The organism is Algoriphagus sp. SE2 (assembly GCF_039563885.1).
GTDB lineage: Bacteria > Bacteroidota > Bacteroidia > Cytophagales > Cyclobacteriaceae > Algoriphagus.
This window is the reverse complement of sequence record NZ_JBCLWJ010000003.1, coordinates 234,336-254,281: the sequence shown is the minus strand read 5'-3', so window position 1 is coordinate 254,281 and position 19,946 is coordinate 234,336. Positions and strand designations below refer to the sequence as shown.

The window sequence follows — 19,946 nt, the reverse complement described above, 5'->3', positions numbered from 1 at the left end:
CATGGAGAAAATAAGTATTTTTTGGTTCCGCAGGGACCTGAGATTAGATGACAATACAGGTCTTTACTATGCTTTGCAGCAAGAAACTAATGTTCTTCCACTCTTTATATTTGACAGAAATATTTTAGATGATCTGGAGGATAAAGCTGATGCAAGAGTAGAATTCATTCACGATCAGATTAGTCGAATCAAGGAGGACTTAGAAGAAAAAGGCAGTACGCTTTTGGTAAAGTATGGAAAGCCAGTTGAAGTGTTCCAAGAGATTTTTAAAGAATATGAAATTCAGGCTATTTATACTAATCGAGATTATGAGCCCTATGCCAAAAAAAGAGATAAGAGAATAGAAGAATTAGCTAAAAAGCATGGTACGACTTTTTTGACCTTTAAAGACCAAGTGATTTTTGAGCCTGGAGAAATCCTCAATGGTTCTGGAGAATTTTACAAGGTTTTTACGCCATTTAGTAAGGTATGGCTGGAAAAATTCAATAATACTTCCGTTGAGCCCCTATCCTATTTCCATTGGAAAAATCTTTATCAAACCAAGCCTATGAAATTGATCTCCTTGGAAGAAATGGGCTTCAAAGAGTCCAATATTAAAATCCCTTCTTCAAATCCAGACGAAGAAATCATAAAGCATTATCATGATACCAGGAATTTCCCTGCCCAAAACGGAACCAGTCGACTAGGAATTCATTTGCGATTTGGCACAATTTCTATTAGAAAACTAGCATTAAAAGCCAGCGAACTAAACAAGACCTATCTGAATGAATTAATCTGGAGAGAGTTTTATATGATGATATTGGCTTATAATCCGAAAGTCGTTGATAAAGCTTTTAAACCAGCATATGATAACATACCTTGGCGAAACAACGAGGAGGAATTTGAAGCTTGGTGCACCGGTAAAACTGGATATCCCATAGTAGATGCGGGTATGAGAGAATTGAATGAGACGGGTTATATGCATAATAGAGTTCGAATGGTTGTAGCTTCCTTTTTGACCAAACATTTATTGATAGATTGGAGATGGGGCGAGGCTTATTTTGCCAAAAAATTACTGGACTTTGACCTCTCAGCGAATAACGGTGGCTGGCAATGGGCAGCAGGAACAGGAACAGATGCCCAACCTTATTTCAGAGTTTTCAACCCGGAATCTCAAAAAGATAAGTTCGATAAAGACCTGAAGTATATTAAAAGATGGATTCCTGAATTTGGTACTGATCAGTACCCAAAACCAATTGTAGAACATAAATTTGCCAGACAAAGAGCACTGGATACTTATAAAAAAGCCTTAGATAAATGAATATCGGAGATAAAGTAAGATTAATACGTGGGACGGAAGAGGGAATTATCCGAAAAATCTCATCTGGAGGTAGAATTGAAATAGAAATCGAGGATGGTTTTATCATTCCTGCGATGAAAAATGAGGTGGTACTAGTTCATGCTACTGAAAAAGCCTATTTCGGAGAACAAGAATCAAAAAATCCAGAGCAGGAAATACCTCAACCTATTTCAGCGGCAAAAGATCAGGGTTTATACCTAGCCTTCATTCCTATTAATGATCAGAGTTTGAGTTTATATTTGATCAACGATAGTAAAAAGCCTTACCTAGCTCATGTTTCAGAAGTTTTTGGAGATAACCAACGTACTTTAATGGCCACTACTTTGGCAGGTGGAGAGTCTAAAAAATTCGATGACCGATTACTCAAAGAAATGGATGAATGGCCTGCTTTTTTACTCCGTTTTATTCCTATCCAAAACACCTTAGAAAAAGCCCTACCAGCTTTCGAAAGGCAACTGAAGATGAAACCAACCCAGTTTTTTAAACACTTGAGTAAAGCTCCATTACTTGGAAAGACTGCTTATATTTTTTCGCTGGAACAAACCACCAAAGAATTGGATATCCGTGCTTTAAATCAGGAATTGGAAAGTTTGCAACCAAAAGCTGCGCCCATTCAAACCAAAAGACCTCCTCGGTCCATAGATCTTCATATAGAAAAATTGAGGTCAGATCATCAAGGAATGAGTAATTCTGCCATCTTAAAACTTCAATTGGAGGTATTTGAGAAAAATTTAGACCAGGCTATTGCGAGCGGAATGGATGAAATAACTTTCATTCATGGAATAGGAAATGGAATTTTAAGAAAAGAAATCCACCGGCATTTGAGTCAATTAGGAAATATTAAGTACTTTAAGGACACGCAGAAAGATCAGTGGGGTTATGGTGCCACATTAGTGAAAATTTCCTAAATGATGCAGAGCAAGGTCTCTCCTATTTTTCAGGTTTTTGAAAGACAGCATTCGGATGCTAAAGTTATTTTTTTGGCCTTGGGAAAGCAGATAAAGTCAAAAAAAGCAATAGAACTATTGGGTAAAATGGAGTTTTTGGAACTCTATTGCAATCTCCTGGGGAAAATACATTTTGATAAAGAGGGACTAAACTTCGATATTTTTTCTTCTTTTAAAAAGCTCATGAAAAGCCTCAAAAAGGTTCACCACTTTAAATTGGTGGAGAATAACTTCCAGGTTTACGAAAAGAAAACCAAACTTACCTTCAATAGCTATCATCTATATTTGGATAAGCAAAAGAAGAATCTGTACAATGAAACCTTTGACTTGGTGGTAGGAAGTACCCTGAAAAGTTGGGACGAACTATATCTCGATGCACATCAATTAAGTAAAGGTCTAAAACCTCTCGCTATAAGTTCCGCTATTAACCAAATCATCAGCGAAGAACTAGAATTTATTCAATTAGACTTAAAGGCGAAGCTCGACAGTAAAGCTCTGAAAGAAATTTTTGATGGATTGCGGACGATTATAATGCTAGAAAATCTTCTCATTCATTTAGGTTTCAACCCAATATTTGTAGGCAGTATCCATGTGGAAATCAAGCAACTAAAGGATAACTTAAAACCCTGGTATTCCAATCAGCTTTCATTACAGTCTCTCACCCATTTTGTGGCTGAAAAGGAGGATATCTCTAAGAAATACCTTGACTGGATCAACGAACTTAAAGTTCAAAAGATAGCTCTTTCCACTATAGCAGAAAAACAGGCCCACCAACTTTTTGATAAGATCTTAATTTGAGCAGTAAAGAGTTTAGATTTATTAAACAATTTGTATGTAAGCTTGAAGAATCTTATTTTCAGTAATACCATGAAAATAGACCCACTGTTTTTTTAAATTCTTTTAAAGTACCAAGTCCTTTCCTGATGAGAGTCTTCAAATCCTTCACACAAAAAAATCCCTTCCGCTTTGTCTTGCTATTTTTGCTTTTTGTCCTTTTGGGAAGCTGCAATTATAAAATTAGTGTCCCTGAATCTCCGTATCCAATAAGTGAAGACCAATTTCAAGTACAGACTTTAGCTGAAGGCTTTGTGGTCCCTTATGGACTTGCAATTCTTGGGGATTCGGAATATTTGATCAGCGATCGAAATGGCAAATTATTTCATTTCAAGGATAGTGTTCTTACTGAAATCGAAGGAATGCCAGACGTAATCACCTTTGGCACACCAGGTATTCCAGCGATAATGCATGGTGGTTTGATGGAATTGAGCCTTCATCCAAACTATGCCAAAAACGGATGGGTTTATGCCTGTTACCTCCCAACAGACGGACATGCCACTGTCTCGAGGTTTAAAGTGAAAGGAAACCAAGCAGTGGATTTTGAGCCAATCTTCAAAACCCGTTATGAAACCTACACTGGAAATGGCATGCGGATCGTCTGGGAGGATAGTACCCATTTCTTTTTGAACATCGGAAACTCCAACTTATCCACCTATGCCAACCCAGTGATGTATGCACAGGATATGGGAAATGATATGGGAAAGATTCATCGCCTAAAGGAGAATGGAAGTATCCCCAAAGATAATCCGATTTTCAAAGGATTTTCTGAGCCTCAAAGTATTTGGAGCTTCGGACATCGAGATGTTCAGGGATTGGTTTACGATAAGTCTACCCATACACTTTTCGGTATCGAACATGGCCCAAAAGGAGGTGATGAATTTAACATCATCGAAAAAGGCAAAAATTACGGTTGGCCTTTATTTTCCTATGGGATCAATTATGACGGAATGGGAGTCTCCATGATATCCGAAGATTCTGCTGCTAAATTCACTGTTTTTCCAGAACATTCTTGGACTGTGGCTACTAATGATGGTGGTCAGGCAATAGCTCCGGCATGCCTTCTGAAAGTTGATAATAGTAATATTCCGGACTGGAATGGCTATTTCCTGATAGGTTCCTTGGCTTATCGAAGATTGATGAAATACGACAGGAACAGTAAAGAGACATTTGGTCTAGGGATAGAAGGACGTGTCAGAACCATCAAGCAATTACCGAATGGAGACCTAATTGCACTCGTCGAAAGAAATGATCTTCGAAAGAATAATGGTAAAATGATCCGGATTTTTAATTAAAATGATGATCTCTATTGATAGAAATAAGACATTGCTACTTTGCTTAAAATTTGTTCTTTTTTGAAAAATTCTGAGGTCTGATTTAATAGAAGTCTAAAAGAAGAAATCTTCAAAAATAAGTAAGCAATATCAGAGCAAGCTTGAACCACATTTATAATAAATATCCACCCAGTATGCAAGATCAAACAGTCGGGAAAGAAAATTATAAAGCAGATGTATGGACCCGATGGCTTTTTGTAGTTTACCTTCTGATTTTGTTCTGGATTATTTTACTGAAACTTGGGGTTCAGTTTACCTACTTGGAGAAAAGAAGCCTAAATCTTGTCCCTTTTATTACGCTGTATTTGAGCAAATGGGAGGTTTTAATGAATGTGGTGATTTTTATCCCTTTAGGTACTTACGCCGCTATTTTGGGCAAAAAGTGGACAATTGGAATACATATTTTCTCTTTTTTCGTATTAAGTTTTTTCTTGGAAAGTATCCAATACATCTTTAGAATTGGAACCTTTGATGTCACTGACCTGATAACTAATACCATGGGAGCCTGGATGGGATATCTACTTTTTCAAATATTAACAGAAGTCCTAAAAGACTCTGTAAAAACTCAGCTGATTATGAATTGGATTGGTAGTTTTGGGACATTATTGATGATCATCCTTTTAACATTTCTCAAACTAAATATGCTACCAATCCGGTATCAATAGAATTCTTCCAAACTAAATATGAGGATGAATGGATTGATTCGAAAGAGGATGAAGTAAATGGCTTCAGTTCACCTATTGAAATGGATTAAAAACTACTAGATTGTAGTTTAAAAAAATTTAAAGTATTGAATCTATAGCCATGACCGGATTTAATTCCGTGACCAATTCAATGAATAATCAATGATTAATTTCTTTAGAAAAATCCGCCAAAAATTATTGGCTAAAAACAATTTCAGAAGGTATTTGACCTATGCTTTTGGTGAAATATTACTTGTGGTGATAGGAATTCTAATCGCTTTTCAACTTAACAATTGGAACGAGCGGCAAAAACAACTCAAACTGGAGAATGAATATTACTGCAGGTTGCTTGAAGACGTAAGACTTGATCAGGTTCAATTCACAGAACTTCTAAGATTAGCCCAAGATCGATTAACAGCTTCCAACCAGGCGGTGAGGTTGCTCCTGAATAAGGAGGCAAACAAACTAGATATAGGAATGGAGATTGCGCTCTCGACTAAGGCCATTTATTCAGATTTTCAGCCTAACAATTCTGCCTATGAAGATTTAAAGTCTGGTGCCAACTTGAATATTATCAGTGATAAATCAATCATAAAAGCACTTAATAAATATTTTAATAAAGTTGAAGAACTCAAAAGTATAATCATGGTCAATGGAAAGCACGCGGTTGACATCTTATTTGCACATGACGATAATTTCGCCAATGGCTCCAATCAAGCCTCAATAAAAGTAGGCCGTTTTGCTACGGGACTGGAAGAGGATGTAAAGAAGTCATTTCTAATAAATGACATGGAAAAATTAAGCCCCGTAATGCAAGCCAGATTACTAAACGAATCAATTGAATATGTATCTGTAAATACCAGACAGGTTGAACTTTTCTCTTCTATTCTTTCAGAGATAAATATTTTAGAAAAACTTCTACATAGCAAATGCAATTGAAAGGTTGAACCCTAAGCCTTTCTATTCATCTTTCTCCAAATACCTATCTATGATTCTTTGCGTTTCTTGATTCTCCGAAAACTCTAGTAAAGCCCTATTAAACTCATATACCAAAGACGATTTGAATGGAAAAGCAAACCCATATCCCTGTTTGAAATATTCAGCTTTGGCTAGATAGAGATTCTCTGTCTGGTTTTGCTTAATGTAATAAAGCAACTGTGGTCTATCATAAACAACTGCCTCTACCTCTTTATTTTTCAGCTTCTCTATAGCTTCTTCCAAGGTATTGGAATCAATGATTTTAGCTCTATTTTCTTTGAGAAATTCGACTGAGGGAGATCCTATTAATGTAGAAGCCTTTTTATTAGAAAGTTGCTCAATATTAAGAATGGTAGAAGAACTAAGGGAATTTAGTGTTAAGGTACTAGCAATACCAGCCACCATGGAAGTGGCAAAAATAACAGAAACGATTATCCAAGTACCAGTGATCACTCTTCCTAAAAGCGTGACGGGAGCCTTATCTCCATAACCTACTGTACTCATGGTAACAACAGCAAACCACATTCCGTTGCCTATTCCACTCACCGGATCTTTTGGAAACTGCTCTGGAGAATTTTTGCTTTCTGCAAGCCATAAAAGGAATCCTACTATCGCCAAAATAAATAAAAAAACGCCTACTGCAATTAATAAACGAATGCTAAAAAAAGGTTTTATTTTTTGCCATAAGGTAAGTTCATCCGTCCGGGAAAGGATAGATAAGCTGGAATTATAAAATGGCTGGGAAAACTGGACAAGTTCATGGCGAGAAGAAGTAATACTTATTGGACCTATCAATATATCCAATCTTTCTTTTTCAAGCTCGCTAATGGCTTCTTCTACCTGATCAAAATACTTATACTTATATATCCAGTTTTTATTAGTAGCCAAATCTTCCCAAAGATCTACTGCTATTCCTTTATTATCCATATTCTTTGGAAATACAAAAGGTTGACTACCTGCCACTCCCACTAATAAAGTATCAGATTGGGCAATTTCAGATTGTGCGAAAACGTGAATGCTATTTGAAAAAAGAAGGGATACAAAAAGAATGAAGCAACGATAGATCGTTTTGGATCGCATAGTTTAATAGGCTATTTAATTGTGAAGATTAAGGTGATAAATCAGTCAAAATCGAAGATTTGCCAGTCAATTTATTTGAAATTTAAGGAGTTAATCCCAAAAGTATTTCCTGAAATAAATGGATTGTAAGGAAAATAAAAGCGAAAACAAAGTGAAAAACAGAAAAACCAGAATCTAAAGAAACACTTCACTAATCGATATAGATAAAATTAAAGGATGATTAAATACGAAAAGGCCATATCGATAATCCCTTGTAATGGCCTTAATATAAATCACTACCCGTTTACTATTTATCCTGATTGAAATATTAAGGATATGTATTCTCTATACGTAAAAGCTGTTCTTTCATTTCTATTAAGCTTTTCTTTTGGCTCACATAAAACTTCCGATGCTCGCAGCGGAAAGCGATTTAACCAAATTAAAATAGTAAAAGAACTAGAGTTTATTTAAAATGAGGATTGATTGACAAACAATTTTCTAAAGAGATTTCATATTCAATTATACCTTGCAGAGCTCGGTTTGAATATGTACTTTCAACAAACTTCGAAATTAAATAGGAGACATTTTTTTACTAGATAATTAAGAGGAATTCAGAAATATTTTACATCCATTAAAATTAAAAACATGAAAAGTATATTGATTACAGGTTGCAGTACAGGATTTGGATACGAATCTGTCAAGTATTTGGCCACAAAAGGGCATAAAGTCTATGCAACAATGAGAAATATAAATGGGAAAAATGAAGAGCCTGCTTCTGAACTTAGAAACTTTGCAAAGGAAAAGAATCTAAGCATTACGGTTTTGGAGATGGATGTCACCTCTGATGAAAGTGTACAAGCAGCAGCTGATCAAATTCCTCAAGTTGATGTATTGATCAATAATGCAGGACTTGGGTATGGCGGGCCAATTGAATCTTTTACTTCAAGCGAAGTTCTTGCACAACTTGATTTGAATATTGTGGGTACCATAAGAACTGCAAATGCCATACTTCCAAAAATGCGAGCTCAAAAATCTGGCTTGATTATACAGGTCAGTTCAGGTGCTGGACGAGCTTGTTTTCCAGGTTTTGGGATTTATCACGCCAGCAAATGGGGACTAGAGGGATTAAGTGAAGCAATGCGTTACGAATTGGCTCCATTGGGAATTGACGTAGTAATCGTCGAACCCGGACCTTTTTCTACCAACTTTTTCGGGAATATTGTCAATCCTAAGAATAAAGAAATTGCTGAAGATTATGCTCATGTAAATGCTTTTTTTGAAGGATTTGGAAACCAGGTAAAAAGTGCTTTTGAAGATACCAATGCTCCAACAGATCCAATGATTGTTGTAAAAACTTTTGAAAAACTTATCGATCTCCCAAATGGAAGTCGCCCACTTCGCACCTTAGTAGGATTGGATTTTGGTTTGCAGGCACTCAATGATGCAGTAGAACCGATCCGGAAAAGTTCTCTTGAATCAATGGGATTAGCAGAATGGGATGGACCCCAATCTTGATAGAGTAATTCCATTTTATTTTAAATAGAAAAGCTATGTTTTGTTCTCTCAAAAAAATGAGGGATTCATAGGATAGCATTTAAACTTTCTCTGATTCGTTTTAAGAAATTCACTTCAAATTGGTATAATTAATGAAAAGAAACCTTTCTTAAGATAGAGGACTAAAACTTGATTGACAAAACAATAAAATACCAAAATGAGAATATTATTTACAGGGGGATCGGGAAAAGCAGGTAAGCATGTCATTCCCTATCTTCTTGATCAAGGACATCGAGTAATGAATGTGGACTTGAAACCACTGGAACACCCAGGGGTAGATAACCTAATTGCAGATATTACTGATTCAGGGCAGATGTTTAATGCAATGAGTTCCTATGCTGGTTTAGATGAACTGGAACTTGGAAATAGCACCCCTAAATTTGACGCAGTCGTTCATTTTGCAGCAGTTCCAAGGATACTAATCAATCCAGATAACGAAACCTTTCGAGTAAATACCTTGGGTACGTACCATGTAATTGAGGCAGCCGTTAAACTCGGAATCAAGAAGATCATTATTGCATCTTCAGAAACTACTTATGGGATTTGTTTTTCAGATGGTCAAACTGACCCAAAATCCCTACCGCTAGAAGAAGACTATGATGTGGATCCTATGGATAGCTATGGGTTATCAAAAGTAGTCAATGAAAAGACTGCCAGAACCTTTCAGCGACGCTCAGGTGTAGATATTTATGCCCTTCGGATCGGAAATGTGATTGAACCTCATGAATACGCTGAACTTTTTCCTTATTATTTTAAACATCCTGAAGTACGGCGGAGAAATGCCTTTTGCTACATCGATGCACGTGATCTCGGGCAGATTGTAGATTTATGTCTTAAAAAGGATGGATTGGGTTATCAAGTATTTAATGCCGGAAACGATCATAACGGTGCTATTATTCCAAGCAAAGAATTAATTGAGAGATTTTTCCCAGGAATACCTGTTACCAGAGAATTAGAAGAACATGAAGCCTTGTTTTCAAACCGTAAAATAAGAGAAGTGCTTGGTTTCAAGGAGCAACATAACTGGCGAAAATATGTGAAAGGGGAAAAAGGTTAATTTCAAATAGCATGCTGAACCTAGTTTAAGAGAAGTTCTCAAAATTGCCAAGATCAATCCAGCTAAAAACCTTCAAGTTGAAGACAGAGCGCTGGTACTGTTCAAAAAGGAAATGTGGCAAATTTGACCCTCCTAAAAGAAAACCCGTTTTTAGACATTAAAATGTCAATACCATAGAAGCAGTAATAAAAAATGGGGAGTTGTTCGATAGGAAAAAGCTCGATTCTTTAGAACTAAAAGCTCAAACGATACTGAATGAATTAAAAAGTAAAAATAACGGCGATTCATCAATCAACTAAACCTAATTTCTAAAACCCCAAGTTGAAACTAATGGTATGCTAAAAAGCCAGCCAAATTGATAGAATTGGCTGGCTTTTCATTTTTTCAAAATCCTATAATCAGATCTTCGATAGGGCATTTGCCAAATCTTTCTTTAAGTCATCGGCATCTTCTACTCCAACGCTAAGTCGGATCAGAGAATCTACCAATCCTACTTTTTCTCGTTCTTCTTGAGGAATACTGGCATGTGTCATGGATGCAGGGTGGCCGCAAAGAGACTCCACTCCTCCTAGTGATTCTGCCAAGGCAAAAAGCTTAAAGTTCTCCATCACTGTCTTAGCATCTTCCAGCTTATTTCCCACAAGAGTAAAAGAAATCATCCCTCCAAAGTCCCGCATTTGCTTTTTAGCAATATCATGGTTTAGATGATCTTCAAAACCAGGCCAATAAACCTTCTCTACTTTAGGATGGTTTTTGAGATAGGCTGCAATAGTTTTACCATTTTGACTATGTCGCTCCATTCTCAAATGAAGTGTTTTGATCCCTCTCAAAACCAAAAAACAGTCCTGAGGACCAGGTGTCGCTCCACAGGCATTTTGGATAAACACCAACTTGGATGCAAGTTCGTCATCATTGAGCACCAAAGCTCCCATTACAACATCTGAGTGTCCTCCTAAATACTTGGTTACAGAGTGCATAATTATATCAGCCCCTTGATCCAACGGGTTTTGAAGAAATGGGGATGCAAAAGTATTGTCCACAGCAAGCAAGACCCCATGCTTTTTGGCCACTTTAGCTACTCCTGCGATATCAATGATATTCATCATGGGATTGGTTGGGGTTTCCACCCAGATCATTTTTGTGTTTTCATTGATATAAGTAGATATGGATTCGGGATCACCCATGGGCACGAAGTGGAATTTAATACCATATCTCTCAAATACTTTAGTAAACAGGCGGTAAGTTCCACCATAAAGATCATTGGTAGAAATAATCTCATCCCCTGGATTAAAAAGCTTAAGTACTGCATCGATTGCTCCCAGACCAGACGAAAAACAGATACCATGCTTTCCGTTTTCTAAGGCAGCCAAATTATCCTGAAGAGCAGTACGGGTAGGGTTATGTGTCCTTGAATACTCATACCCATTATGATCTCCTGGGGATCGCTGCACATAGGTGGATGTCTGATAAATCGGAGTCATAATAGCTCCAGTCGTTGGATCAGGTGTTACTCCAGCATGGATTGCTTTGGTACCAAATTTCATGTCTATTTAGGGTTTTATTCTTTTAGAATGATGATAAAGGAAAGATTCCCTTCCTTATTGTGTTTTTTTCGGCTTGTGCTAGCTAAACTTGCAAGCATTGAAAAGAAATCTCTTCTCAATAGCTGATCAAAGATGACAAAAAAGGGCAGTATTTTCAAAACTATTTCTTCATACTATGGGAAACATCCATTAGGAATTCTTGTATGGCTTTGGGTAACTACAATGCCATTTATTGGAAGTACTATTTTCGCTGTTAATTATGATTTACTAAACAAGTATAGTCTCAATGGAATGGCAGATTACTTGACTTATACCATTATTGGAGCCTTTTTAATGGGATTAGCTTTGCTTCCCACAACTTTGATAGCTTTGGCATCTGGATTTTTCATTGGTTGGGTCTCATTGCCTTTTCTAATTTTAGGATACTCCCTAGCTTCAGTTTTGGGCTATGGCCTTGGAAAAGTTTTTAATATGGAACTGACTGAGCAACTTTTCAAGAAGAACCCAAAATTCCATGCAGAAATAGAATCACGAAGGGAAAAGGAAGGCTCTTTGGTATTTTTCGTTCGGATTAGTCCTGTTGTTCCCTTTGCTATTTCCAATTTTCTTTTTGCCTCATTAGATGTAAGTCTCTACAAAGTGTTGATTTTTGGTATACCTGGAATGCTCACTCGAACTGTCATCGCATTTACTGCAGGGATAATTGCTAATTCCTATTTAGCTGCTAAAGAATCGATGAATACTCCTTTGCAGTGGGCTATTGGGCTTGCCTTACTCATTATTGGTATAATCGGGATTTATGGCTATTTGAAGAAGAAATGAGTGGTTTTATTTTTTAAAAAGAATTCAAAACACCAAGATCAGCAGGACTGGCTACCACTTAAGTCAAATTGATTTTACTTACAAGCCATTTCTGTCTTCTTAAAACAAGACAAAATTTTTTATTAAATTTTTCCATTAAAAGCATAGTAAATTCTGTATATGGAACGACAATTGCTCAGTATTTGTTAACATTCTAATATCATTTAAATAATTTTAGAAAAACATATAATTATAAGAGGATTAGGAAACTTATAAAAAAATAGTGTAAACTTGAAGTCGGAAAAAAATATTTTTCCAAAATAAACAAAAATTCATTACGAAATAGTTCATGTCTATGAAAAAAATTAATTTTATTTTACTATTAATTATTGGAATTATCACATTTTCATGTTCCCAAGAATTTGGTGATCTAGACCCTGATTCCGAATTTATTGGCAATTGGGCCGGAGTATTCGATGGAGATGTTGATAATGGCACTTGGACAATGACTATTCAAGTAGATGGTACGATTTCAGGACTGGCTGTTTCAGATATAGTAGAAGAGACATATAAAATGGATGGAAGAGTCTCTAGAAAAGGTGATTTGAAATTAACAGTAGGGACAGTATCAGGAGGTTCTGAATTTACCGGAAGCATAGATAATGGTACAATTAGCGGAGTTTGGAGTAATGAAGGACAAGGCTTAAGCGGTACCTGGAGCGGCACGAAACAATAGCAACAAATTAACCAAACAAATTTTCTATAAAATTTATTTCGGTAAGCTGAAAATTCCATAAAAAACAATCTATTCCTTAAATTCAAAATGCCTGACTTTAGAAGTCAGGCATTTTATTTTTCTGGATATTATTTTATTAACATACGTTAAAATTGATACACTATCTCAACAAATACATTTTTCCGTATCCTTTTTTAAAAGCTTTATCTCCCGCAGTGGGCCTATGCTCCATAAATTGTCCGTTTTTCCGAACTAGCACACGATAAATATAAACACCGTTTGCAAGTTGATCCCCATATTCATCTTTACCATCCCAGGCATAATCCGTCAAATTATTCCCAATACGAATTGGGCCTAATTCATTCTGCAAAATCTCTCGAACAACTTTACCGGTAACTGTCATAATCTGAATTTTAATCTCATCGGGTACTTCTGATCCTGTAACCGTAAATACAAACCTTACACTCGTACTAAATGGATTTGGGTACGGATAAAAATTAGTAATCTGAGATTCATTTACTACCTCAAAATTAATTTGGTAAGGTTGTGGTGAATCTTCATTTGAAATCATCAATGTATAAATACCATCCTCCAGAGGACCTGGTAGAAATGATATTTTAAATTTAGAATCATCGGATGCCGGCGACCAAGTTAAGTTTGGATTAGAAAAATTAACTCTGGCAAAATCGCAGGTTTCACAATCCTTCTTCAAAAAGATATCTATTCCTACTGTATCCTTTTTATAAATTAAAGTCTGATCATTTACCAACTGGGCGGTAATAAGGACTGAAGGAGAAACAATATCTCCATCCATAATATAAATCCCATCAAAATTCACATCCAAGACATCGCTTGACTCATCTGCTTCAACATTGATGAATGGACCGAAATCAATCTGATTATTTCTGAACGTCTGTTCCTGCTGAATTCTTGGATTTGCAAAAACCAAAAGTTCATTGACTCCTGCTTTTCCAATAGAATTGAAGTCTAGGCTCAACTCAACTGACTCCCCTGCTTTTAGTGCAGGAAATTTTTTAGAAAAACTTTCTACTTTTTTAGAATCTACATTAGTCCAAGACCAATCTATTTGAATAGAATCCAGAAAATTGAATTTGGAAACATTCTTGAAAATGAGTTCTACCGCAACTTGTTCTCCTTCTTTTAGATTTATTTTTTCCCTTGAGGATTTAACAAACAATGCGGCCTCTGGGACCCCTGTATAATTCACCTGCCATTTGTCCAGCTGAGCAGGTGCGGTTGATTCCGGGTCATTCATTGAATATCTCAATCTCAAATATGGATATACCTCAGCATTTATAAAGCTAAGATCCAATTCACTATCGGAAAGTTTTTCTGCAATAATTTCCTCTTGGCCATCTCTTTTCACTCCTAGAATATCAAAATGAGTATTATCCTCATTAATCCACATTCTGGCATTAACATTTTGGAAAAATCGTTCCCAATTGGATGCAGGTCCTACCCTAGGTGTTAAAATCGTCCCTGAAGTAATGTAGCCTTCCAATTCAGAATCAAAAGAAAGTGTCTGCTGATTTGGAGGAAACTCTTGATTGGTATTACCCACAATTTCTATAGCCTCTCCTGGTTTCATACCCTTTCTTCCATAAAGAATATAAGGATCTCCGGTTTTTAAATTTCTGAGGGTGGCTTCATTTGCACCAAACTCTCTTAGGAGTGCATAGGCCTCATCAGGCCAAGCATCAAAAGTTACATTTCCAACAGAGAAAATCACCACATAATCCCCTGTTTTAACACCCTTAACATATTGCTCAAGGAAAGTTTGACCAGGAGTTGTAATCCAAGAATTTTGTATGCTCTGAATCACCTGAGGTACCCGACCACATGCCCTTGAATCCAAAATATCAAAGCCAGGAACAGGAATTGAAAGGTAGGGCATCAGACTTTTTTGTTCAAAGGCAACTAAGCCCAAAGAACCATTTGGACAAAGTCTACTATTCGCGTTATTGACATTATCAATGATCTGAGGCACCTGATCTAAGTAAAATTGCGTATTTCTAAAACTCAGAGAGTCTACTCCTGCACCAACTGTAAAAACTTCAAATCCCAATTTCTTATCCTCATACTTCCATCCATTTCTCTTTTCATTCACTTCTAGATTGGTCAGCTGACTTTGTTCAATTTGAGGAATGGTTCTCTGTGTCCAACCTTCCGGACCATTGGGAATAAAAGAAAAGCTTGAAGTAGTCCAAGAGTCTGTTTCTCCGGGTTGGGGTTCCTGAAACTTAGTTCTCCAATAATAAGTGGTGGAATCACCAGAGGTGATTAAATTAACTGGCCAATCCACCAATCCTGATGTGGTTATTCTTACTTCCTTTCTAAATGCTGAATTGAAGTTAAAAGCCGAATCTAATTGAAGAATAATAGTACGGTCTCTATCTGTCTTTCCTGGAATCTGAGCGATCAGACTTACATTTTTTTCTGCTACTATTCCAAAGTCTATCGGAAATAAGTTTAATGTCCCACTAAGAGAAATAAACTCTGTAACGCTGATTAAATTATTGGAATAATTCATTTCAGGAATAGATTTATCAGAATTTACCGATAGGGTAAACACATTTTCTCCTGCTGAATTCAGCCCTATGTTTGGAACAGAAAACTGTAGGGTATCTTTTCTTGAAACATATGGAATTTTTATAGGGTCAAAAGTAATTTCAGTTCCATCCGGAAGCTTTCTTTTTATCCTATATTCTACTGAATCTGTATTTACAATTCCAATATTTCTTAGAACAAAAGTCAAATTGATACTATCTGATAGAGCATTTAAAGGAGTATCATCAAAACTTTCAAAGAAAACCTCATTTTCATCTAATGAATAATCTGATTTATCAGCAGGAAACATCCGAGCTGCCGGGTCACCCAATAACATCATCTGTTCCATATGGGTATAATTCAGGGGAGTGGTACCGAACCTATTGAGAAAATCTGTTTCTGCTTCCTGCTTAACTTCTCCTATGGTTTTATAGATACTCGAACTATCTGCAAAAGCTTTGGAATAAAACGAATCAGAATATCTATTAAGAATTACATCGACACCTACAGAAGTATTTGCCAAAATATTGGATGCTCCTTTTTCGGGAGTTATTATCCAATCTTCTCCCTGAGTATAGGTAGTTCCAAAAGCACTACCATAATCGCATCCATTGAACAGCATGACTGGGTACTTTCCTTTATTCTGATAATTCAAAGTAGGATCTGAAGCAAAACCTATCTCTATATCTATTACAGTTGGAGCTCCATGTCCGAAAAATGTAACCAAAGATCTCCCTTCATTCAAATCCCCAGTGATATCAATTAATTCGACTGTGGAATTTGACCTCTTTCTATAGGTGGTCACATTTCCCCCCAAATAAAGCCCCTCGGCAATCGTTTTATATCGATTCAAATAATTGAAAAAACGGTTGAGCTCAAATTCAGAAAGTCCACCACTCAAATGAATCAATTCCTTTTGCCATGGAGCAGAGACCCCTAATGCATCCTTTTCGATTACCTTATCCAAGTAATCTGCTAGTTGCTGGGAGTTTTTCGCAGGAATCCTACCAACTGCCATAGCAGGAGCTTCTAAATTTGAAGGGTTTAAACCAACTACATAATTATTATCAGAAATAGGATATCCTCCGGGGGGAATTAAACTTTGAAAAGCAAAGGCGCTTGGATTGTTTCTATAAAAATACCTGACTCCAGCTATTCTTACAGTAGAATACATCGTCAAACCTCTACCCGCCAGTAATAGATGGGTTGGTTTATGAACTGGATAATAGGTCCTAAGAAATTCAAAAAGAGCTGTTGGAGATTCTTCTCCATAGCCGTATTGATCATAAATTTCCTCCATAAAAACGGTTAATGTCTTATAACCTCCGCCCAATGGAGAAGTTCGATGTGCGGCATAGGCTTGGAGTGGATTATCGTATTGATTGGCACTCTCCTCCAATTTGTGATGACCCACCAATAGATAATCTGCTTGTTGTGCTAAATAATTTTTAAACTGTACTGGTTTTAAATCTTCAATCTGAATAATTGATTCGAGGTTTTCAACCCAAATTTTGCTGCTATCAGAAGGAATAGCTGCTCTAAATGTCATTTGACCTCCTGATTCAGTAATTAGAACTCTTTCAGGGTTTTTATAATCTGAAATTTCAAAGGCTTCATAGTTCCCAGTCACTTGTGCAATTGAAATTCGCTGATTCCCTGGAGGAAGAATAAAAGTTTCTGATCCAAAATCTCCATTGACTACCCTTTCCTGAAATAATACTTTCGCGTACGCAATCGAAATATTATCTGCTCCTTCAGTTCCTGAAGATTGAACTGTGATGACGATGCTTCCATCAGCATTGAAATCACTCATCCTCAATGGAAGAGTTAATTGAGGATATTCATAACCATAAAAATTCTCGGTTTGAATCAAACGCTGAGAGGCTGCCGAAGGACCTACAGTAATTCTAGAAATATGATTATGTAAAGACCTTCCAACTAACCCAATTTCAAGTTCACCTTCATTTGAATTTGTTGGGTTTCCAAGTCCTGAAATGGTGAATTGTCTGGAATTTCCTTTGGTAATCACAGTACTCATCCAGCCTTGGCCTTGATCGTAAATGGATAACCTAAAATCAAGAGCATAACCAACACCCAAGGAGTATTGCTCTCCAAAAACTTCAAGCTTTTCTGAACCGTAGGTATTCAATTGCGGTAAAATGGAGTCTGCCGCTTCTCTTACTACCATCCTTTTACCTAATTCTCCGGGAGTAACTGTTAAGAAAAATGCTGTGCTATCGGAATGAGTATTAAAATATGGATTTGGGATTTTTCCAAAAGAAGTATATAACAATGAATCCAGGGTACCATCATTTCTCAATCCATAAAAATCAATGTAATCACCTGCATCTAAGCTTCCATCATTTTCACCACTTATAGAAATTGCAACTTCTTTACCTCGATGGTACATCCGGATATTTCTAGGATCAATGGAATTTACATTTAAGCCAGATTTACTTAACGCCTCAGATGATATTCTATAGATTCCATCTTTCCCTGTAAGAACTTTATAATAAGTCAGATCATAAGAATACCAAGCAGGTTGTTGAGCTAGGCCATTAAAATTCACAGCTAAAGCAAAAATGAAACTGAAGATTAATTTTATTCTGCTCATCAATTCCAGCTTTTAAATTTTCTAAAATCAGGAGCCAGTTTTTCAAGGCTTACTTTCACACTGAAAACATGAGAATATGGAGTTTCTGAAACATTCCCGATATCCGATAATGCATAGTCAATTTGGAACTTTTCATTTAACACGACTCCCAACCCCATACTAGGTTGAAGATTTAGAGATTTGGTCCCATCAAAATCCTTTATGTATTGAAAGTTTCCAAGACCTGCCCTTAAATAGGCAATTCGTTGGAAACCTGCTTCAATACCAATTTTAGGATCAATACTGATCACCGAAGTACTAATCAGCGTATTTCTATTTCCATCAAATGTCATATCGAGATCTGCAACCGTAAGTAGCGTAAAGTTCCCTCCCAATTTCCAGTCGTAAGCAATGCTGCCTATTGCCCGGGGAAGTGTCAGCTCCATTGAATTTACAGGAATCTCATTATCAGTTTGGGAATAAATATCCCGTACCAATTCAGCATCATGTGACCAAGCATTAAAAGTGGTGGTGATATCTCTGACCATCAGACCTATCGTTAATTTATTTTTGATATAGATTCCTCCTACGTCTAAGCCAAAGCCCCAAGCCTGAGCAAACTTACCAACATTTCTATGGATAATTTTTGCGTTCATTCCAACTTTAAATTTATCAGAGAGATCTCGGGCGTAACTTAACAAAAGTGCATAATCAGCAGCATTAAAAAATTGGATGTTATTATAATTCAGTGCTCCATTAGCATCATATAGAAACCTTGTATCCGGGATATCGTCTACTCCAAATCGAATTAATGAAACCGCTATTTGGCTTTGATTTTTTATCGGAGAAGAAAACCCGATATAGTCATATTGGGCTACTCCTGCAAAATATTCAGAGTGCATTAATGTGAATTCATATTTATGCTGAATCCCCATTAGTGCCGCAGGGTTCCAATATGCTGAAGTAACATCTCTGGATGCAGCAGCTTGCGCTCCACCCATCCCAAGTGCTCTCGCTCCCACTCCAATACTCAGGAATTCATTTGAATATTTAGGTGCAAGGGACTGCGAGAAAACCGTAGTCGGAGTTAATGCAGATAAAATTAGCACTAAAAAAAAGGAAATTAGAACAAAACAGGTGGTCTTCACGAAAACAAAATAAAGCAAATATCTAAGTCGTTAGTAATACTTGGCTTATTTCTTTTTAAAATCCTAAACCTGTACGCCATCGTACATATTTCTGTTCACTTTTTTGCATTTTTTTTGGGGTTTGAAAAATGTTACACTTTGCCCAATATTTTTTTTAATCTCTCAGAAAATTTTAAAAGTGCTTTAAAAAGCTCTAAACAGTGATTATTTATTATTTGGTAATCCAAACAAGCTTAATATCACAAGGAATTAGGTTATACAAGGTAGTGTTAAAAAGATTGGTATCATTTTTCTATAAAAAAAGACAATGGAAATAGAATTTTCCAAATGCAAGGAAAATAAACCACCTTAATATGAATGTCGCCAACACACAGATTCAAATGCGCAAAGGACTCTTGGAGTTTTGCGTTTTGCACATTATCTCCCGGGGTGAGGTGTATACTTCAGACTTGATTGAGGAACTTACCCAAGTTCAGATGATCGTTGTCGAAGGTACCCTTTATCCTTTACTCAATAGGCTTAAATCCGCCTCATTAGTTCAATACCGCTGGGTAGAATCTGAATCGGGACCTCCTCGGAAATACTATTCAATTACTGAGGAAGGTAAGGAGTTTCTAGGTACTCTTTCAGACACTTGGACCTCACTAGTCAATTCAACCATACAAATCACCTCTAAGAATTGAACCTATGAAATTGCGTAGCACATTCCAGAATCTTGCTCCTTTCTATTCAAGCGTGATTCACTGTCTGAGTACAGCCGGGCATGTGTCA

The 19,946-nt window shown here is 36.6% G+C and carries 15 protein-coding genes; 11 read left to right on the top strand and 4 right to left on the bottom strand.

Going from position 1 to position 19,946, the window contains the following annotated elements:
* Position 1: 1 nt before the first annotated feature.
* The 6 genes from AAGF08_RS05185 (at position 2) to AAGF08_RS05160 (ending at position 6,076) form a co-directional block, all read left to right on the top strand.
* The gene (locus AAGF08_RS05185; RefSeq protein ID WP_343510028.1) at positions 2 to 1,300 is read left to right on the top strand and encodes a deoxyribodipyrimidine photo-lyase; all 1,299 of its coding nucleotides are present in this window, start codon (positions 2 to 4) and stop codon (positions 1,298 to 1,300) included.
* Complete coding sequence (locus tag AAGF08_RS05180) at positions 1,297 to 2,247, top strand: Smr/MutS family protein (RefSeq protein ID WP_343510026.1); 951 nt, start codon at positions 1,297 to 1,299, stop codon at positions 2,245 to 2,247. Before AAGF08_RS05185 ends, AAGF08_RS05180 begins: the two co-directional genes overlap by 4 nt.
* Positions 2,248 to 3,084: a hypothetical protein gene (locus tag AAGF08_RS05175; RefSeq protein ID WP_343510025.1), complete on the top strand. Its 837-nt coding sequence runs from the start codon at positions 2,248 to 2,250 to the stop codon at positions 3,082 to 3,084.
* Positions 3,085 to 3,209: 125 nt separating this feature from the next.
* The gene (locus AAGF08_RS05170) at positions 3,210 to 4,415 is read left to right on the top strand and encodes a PQQ-dependent sugar dehydrogenase (RefSeq protein ID WP_343510024.1); all 1,206 of its coding nucleotides are present in this window, start codon (positions 3,210 to 3,212) and stop codon (positions 4,413 to 4,415) included.
* 173 nt (positions 4,416 to 4,588) lie between these two features.
* Complete coding sequence (locus AAGF08_RS05165) at positions 4,589 to 5,119, top strand: VanZ family protein (protein WP_343510023.1); 531 nt, start codon at positions 4,589 to 4,591, stop codon at positions 5,117 to 5,119.
* A gap of 180 nt (positions 5,120 to 5,299) precedes the next feature.
* Positions 5,300 to 6,076 carry a DUF6090 family protein gene (locus tag AAGF08_RS05160; protein ID WP_343510022.1) on the top strand — a complete coding sequence of 259 codons (777 nt, stop codon included), beginning with the start codon at positions 5,300 to 5,302 and terminating at the stop codon, positions 6,074 to 6,076.
* 21 nt (positions 6,077 to 6,097) lie between these two features.
* On the opposite strand, the gene AAGF08_RS05155 is transcribed toward AAGF08_RS05160, so the two are convergent.
* Positions 6,098 to 7,195 (bottom strand): transporter substrate-binding domain-containing protein, encoded by a 1,098-nt coding sequence (locus AAGF08_RS05155; protein ID WP_343510020.1) that lies wholly within the window; start codon positions 7,193 to 7,195, stop codon positions 6,098 to 6,100.
* Between the two features lie 624 nt (positions 7,196 to 7,819).
* Here AAGF08_RS05155 and AAGF08_RS05150 point away from each other — a divergent pair.
* Both AAGF08_RS05150 and AAGF08_RS05145 read left to right on the top strand, forming a co-directional pair.
* Positions 7,820 to 8,689, top strand: a complete 870-nt coding sequence (locus AAGF08_RS05150) for an SDR family oxidoreductase (RefSeq protein WP_343510019.1) — start codon at positions 7,820 to 7,822, stop codon at positions 8,687 to 8,689.
* A gap of 196 nt (positions 8,690 to 8,885) precedes the next feature.
* Positions 8,886 to 9,785 (top strand): NAD(P)-dependent oxidoreductase, encoded by a 900-nt coding sequence (locus AAGF08_RS05145; protein WP_343510017.1) that lies wholly within the window; start codon positions 8,886 to 8,888, stop codon positions 9,783 to 9,785.
* A 398-nt stretch (positions 9,786 to 10,183) separates the two neighbouring features.
* Here AAGF08_RS05145 and AAGF08_RS05140 read toward each other — a convergent pair whose 3' ends face one another.
* On the bottom strand, positions 10,184 to 11,329 hold the full coding sequence (locus AAGF08_RS05140; RefSeq protein ID WP_343510015.1) for a cystathionine gamma-synthase: 1,146 nt from the start codon (positions 11,327 to 11,329) through the stop codon (positions 10,184 to 10,186).
* Between the two features lie 132 nt (positions 11,330 to 11,461).
* Here AAGF08_RS05140 and AAGF08_RS05135 point away from each other — a divergent pair, with 132 nt between their 5' ends.
* Together AAGF08_RS05135 and AAGF08_RS05130 are read left to right on the top strand one after the other, a co-directional pair.
* Positions 11,462 to 12,151: a VTT domain-containing protein gene (locus AAGF08_RS05135; RefSeq protein ID WP_343510014.1), complete on the top strand. Its 690-nt coding sequence runs from the start codon at positions 11,462 to 11,464 to the stop codon at positions 12,149 to 12,151.
* Positions 12,152 to 12,485: 334 nt separating this feature from the next.
* On the top strand, positions 12,486 to 12,866 hold the full coding sequence (locus AAGF08_RS05130) for a hypothetical protein (RefSeq protein WP_343510013.1): 381 nt from the start codon (positions 12,486 to 12,488) through the stop codon (positions 12,864 to 12,866).
* Between the two features lie 160 nt (positions 12,867 to 13,026).
* On the opposite strand, the gene AAGF08_RS05125 is transcribed toward AAGF08_RS05130, so the two are convergent.
* The gene (locus tag AAGF08_RS05125) at positions 13,027 to 18,048 is read right to left on the bottom strand and encodes a C25 family cysteine peptidase (RefSeq protein ID WP_343510012.1); all 5,022 of its coding nucleotides are present in this window, start codon (positions 18,046 to 18,048) and stop codon (positions 13,027 to 13,029) included.
* Positions 18,048 to 19,136, bottom strand: coding sequence for a PorV/PorQ family protein (locus AAGF08_RS05120; protein WP_343510011.1), 1,089 nt, complete (start codon positions 19,134 to 19,136; stop codon positions 18,048 to 18,050). Before AAGF08_RS05120 ends, AAGF08_RS05125 begins: the two co-directional genes overlap by 1 nt.
* 392 nt (positions 19,137 to 19,528) lie before the next feature.
* Here AAGF08_RS05120 and AAGF08_RS05115 point away from each other — a divergent pair, with 392 nt between their 5' ends.
* Positions 19,529 to 19,858 (top strand): PadR family transcriptional regulator, encoded by a 330-nt coding sequence (locus tag AAGF08_RS05115; RefSeq protein ID WP_343510010.1) that lies wholly within the window; start codon positions 19,529 to 19,531, stop codon positions 19,856 to 19,858.
* Positions 19,859 to 19,946 lie beyond the last annotated feature (88 nt).

Excerpts from the sequence above, each read along its gene's own strand:
- AAGF08_RS05185 (WP_343510028.1), top strand. The coding sequence starts at position 2 with ATGGAGAAAATAAGTATTTTTTGGTTCCGCAGGGACCTGAGATTAGAT.
- AAGF08_RS05180 (WP_343510026.1), top strand. The coding sequence starts at position 1,297 with ATGAATATCGGAGATAAAGTAAGATTAATACGTGGGACGGAAGAGGGA.
- AAGF08_RS05175 (WP_343510025.1), top strand. The coding sequence starts at position 2,248 with ATGATGCAGAGCAAGGTCTCTCCTATTTTTCAGGTTTTTGAAAGACAG.
- AAGF08_RS05170 (WP_343510024.1), top strand. The coding sequence starts at position 3,210 with ATGAGAGTCTTCAAATCCTTCACACAAAAAAATCCCTTCCGCTTTGTC.
- AAGF08_RS05165 (WP_343510023.1), top strand. The coding sequence starts at position 4,589 with ATGCAAGATCAAACAGTCGGGAAAGAAAATTATAAAGCAGATGTATGG.
- AAGF08_RS05160 (WP_343510022.1), top strand. The coding sequence starts at position 5,300 with ATGATTAATTTCTTTAGAAAAATCCGCCAAAAATTATTGGCTAAAAAC.
- AAGF08_RS05155 (WP_343510020.1), bottom strand. The coding sequence starts at position 7,195 with ATGCGATCCAAAACGATCTATCGTTGCTTCATTCTTTTTGTATCCCTT.
- AAGF08_RS05150 (WP_343510019.1), top strand. The coding sequence starts at position 7,820 with ATGAAAAGTATATTGATTACAGGTTGCAGTACAGGATTTGGATACGAA.
- AAGF08_RS05145 (WP_343510017.1), top strand. The coding sequence starts at position 8,886 with ATGAGAATATTATTTACAGGGGGATCGGGAAAAGCAGGTAAGCATGTC.
- AAGF08_RS05140 (WP_343510015.1), bottom strand. The coding sequence starts at position 11,329 with ATGAAATTTGGTACCAAAGCAATCCATGCTGGAGTAACACCTGATCCA.
- AAGF08_RS05135 (WP_343510014.1), top strand. The coding sequence starts at position 11,462 with ATGACAAAAAAGGGCAGTATTTTCAAAACTATTTCTTCATACTATGGG.
- AAGF08_RS05130 (WP_343510013.1), top strand. The coding sequence starts at position 12,486 with ATGAAAAAAATTAATTTTATTTTACTATTAATTATTGGAATTATCACA.
- AAGF08_RS05125 (WP_343510012.1), bottom strand. The coding sequence starts at position 18,048 with ATGAGCAGAATAAAATTAATCTTCAGTTTCATTTTTGCTTTAGCTGTG.
- AAGF08_RS05115 (WP_343510010.1), top strand. The coding sequence starts at position 19,529 with ATGAATGTCGCCAACACACAGATTCAAATGCGCAAAGGACTCTTGGAG.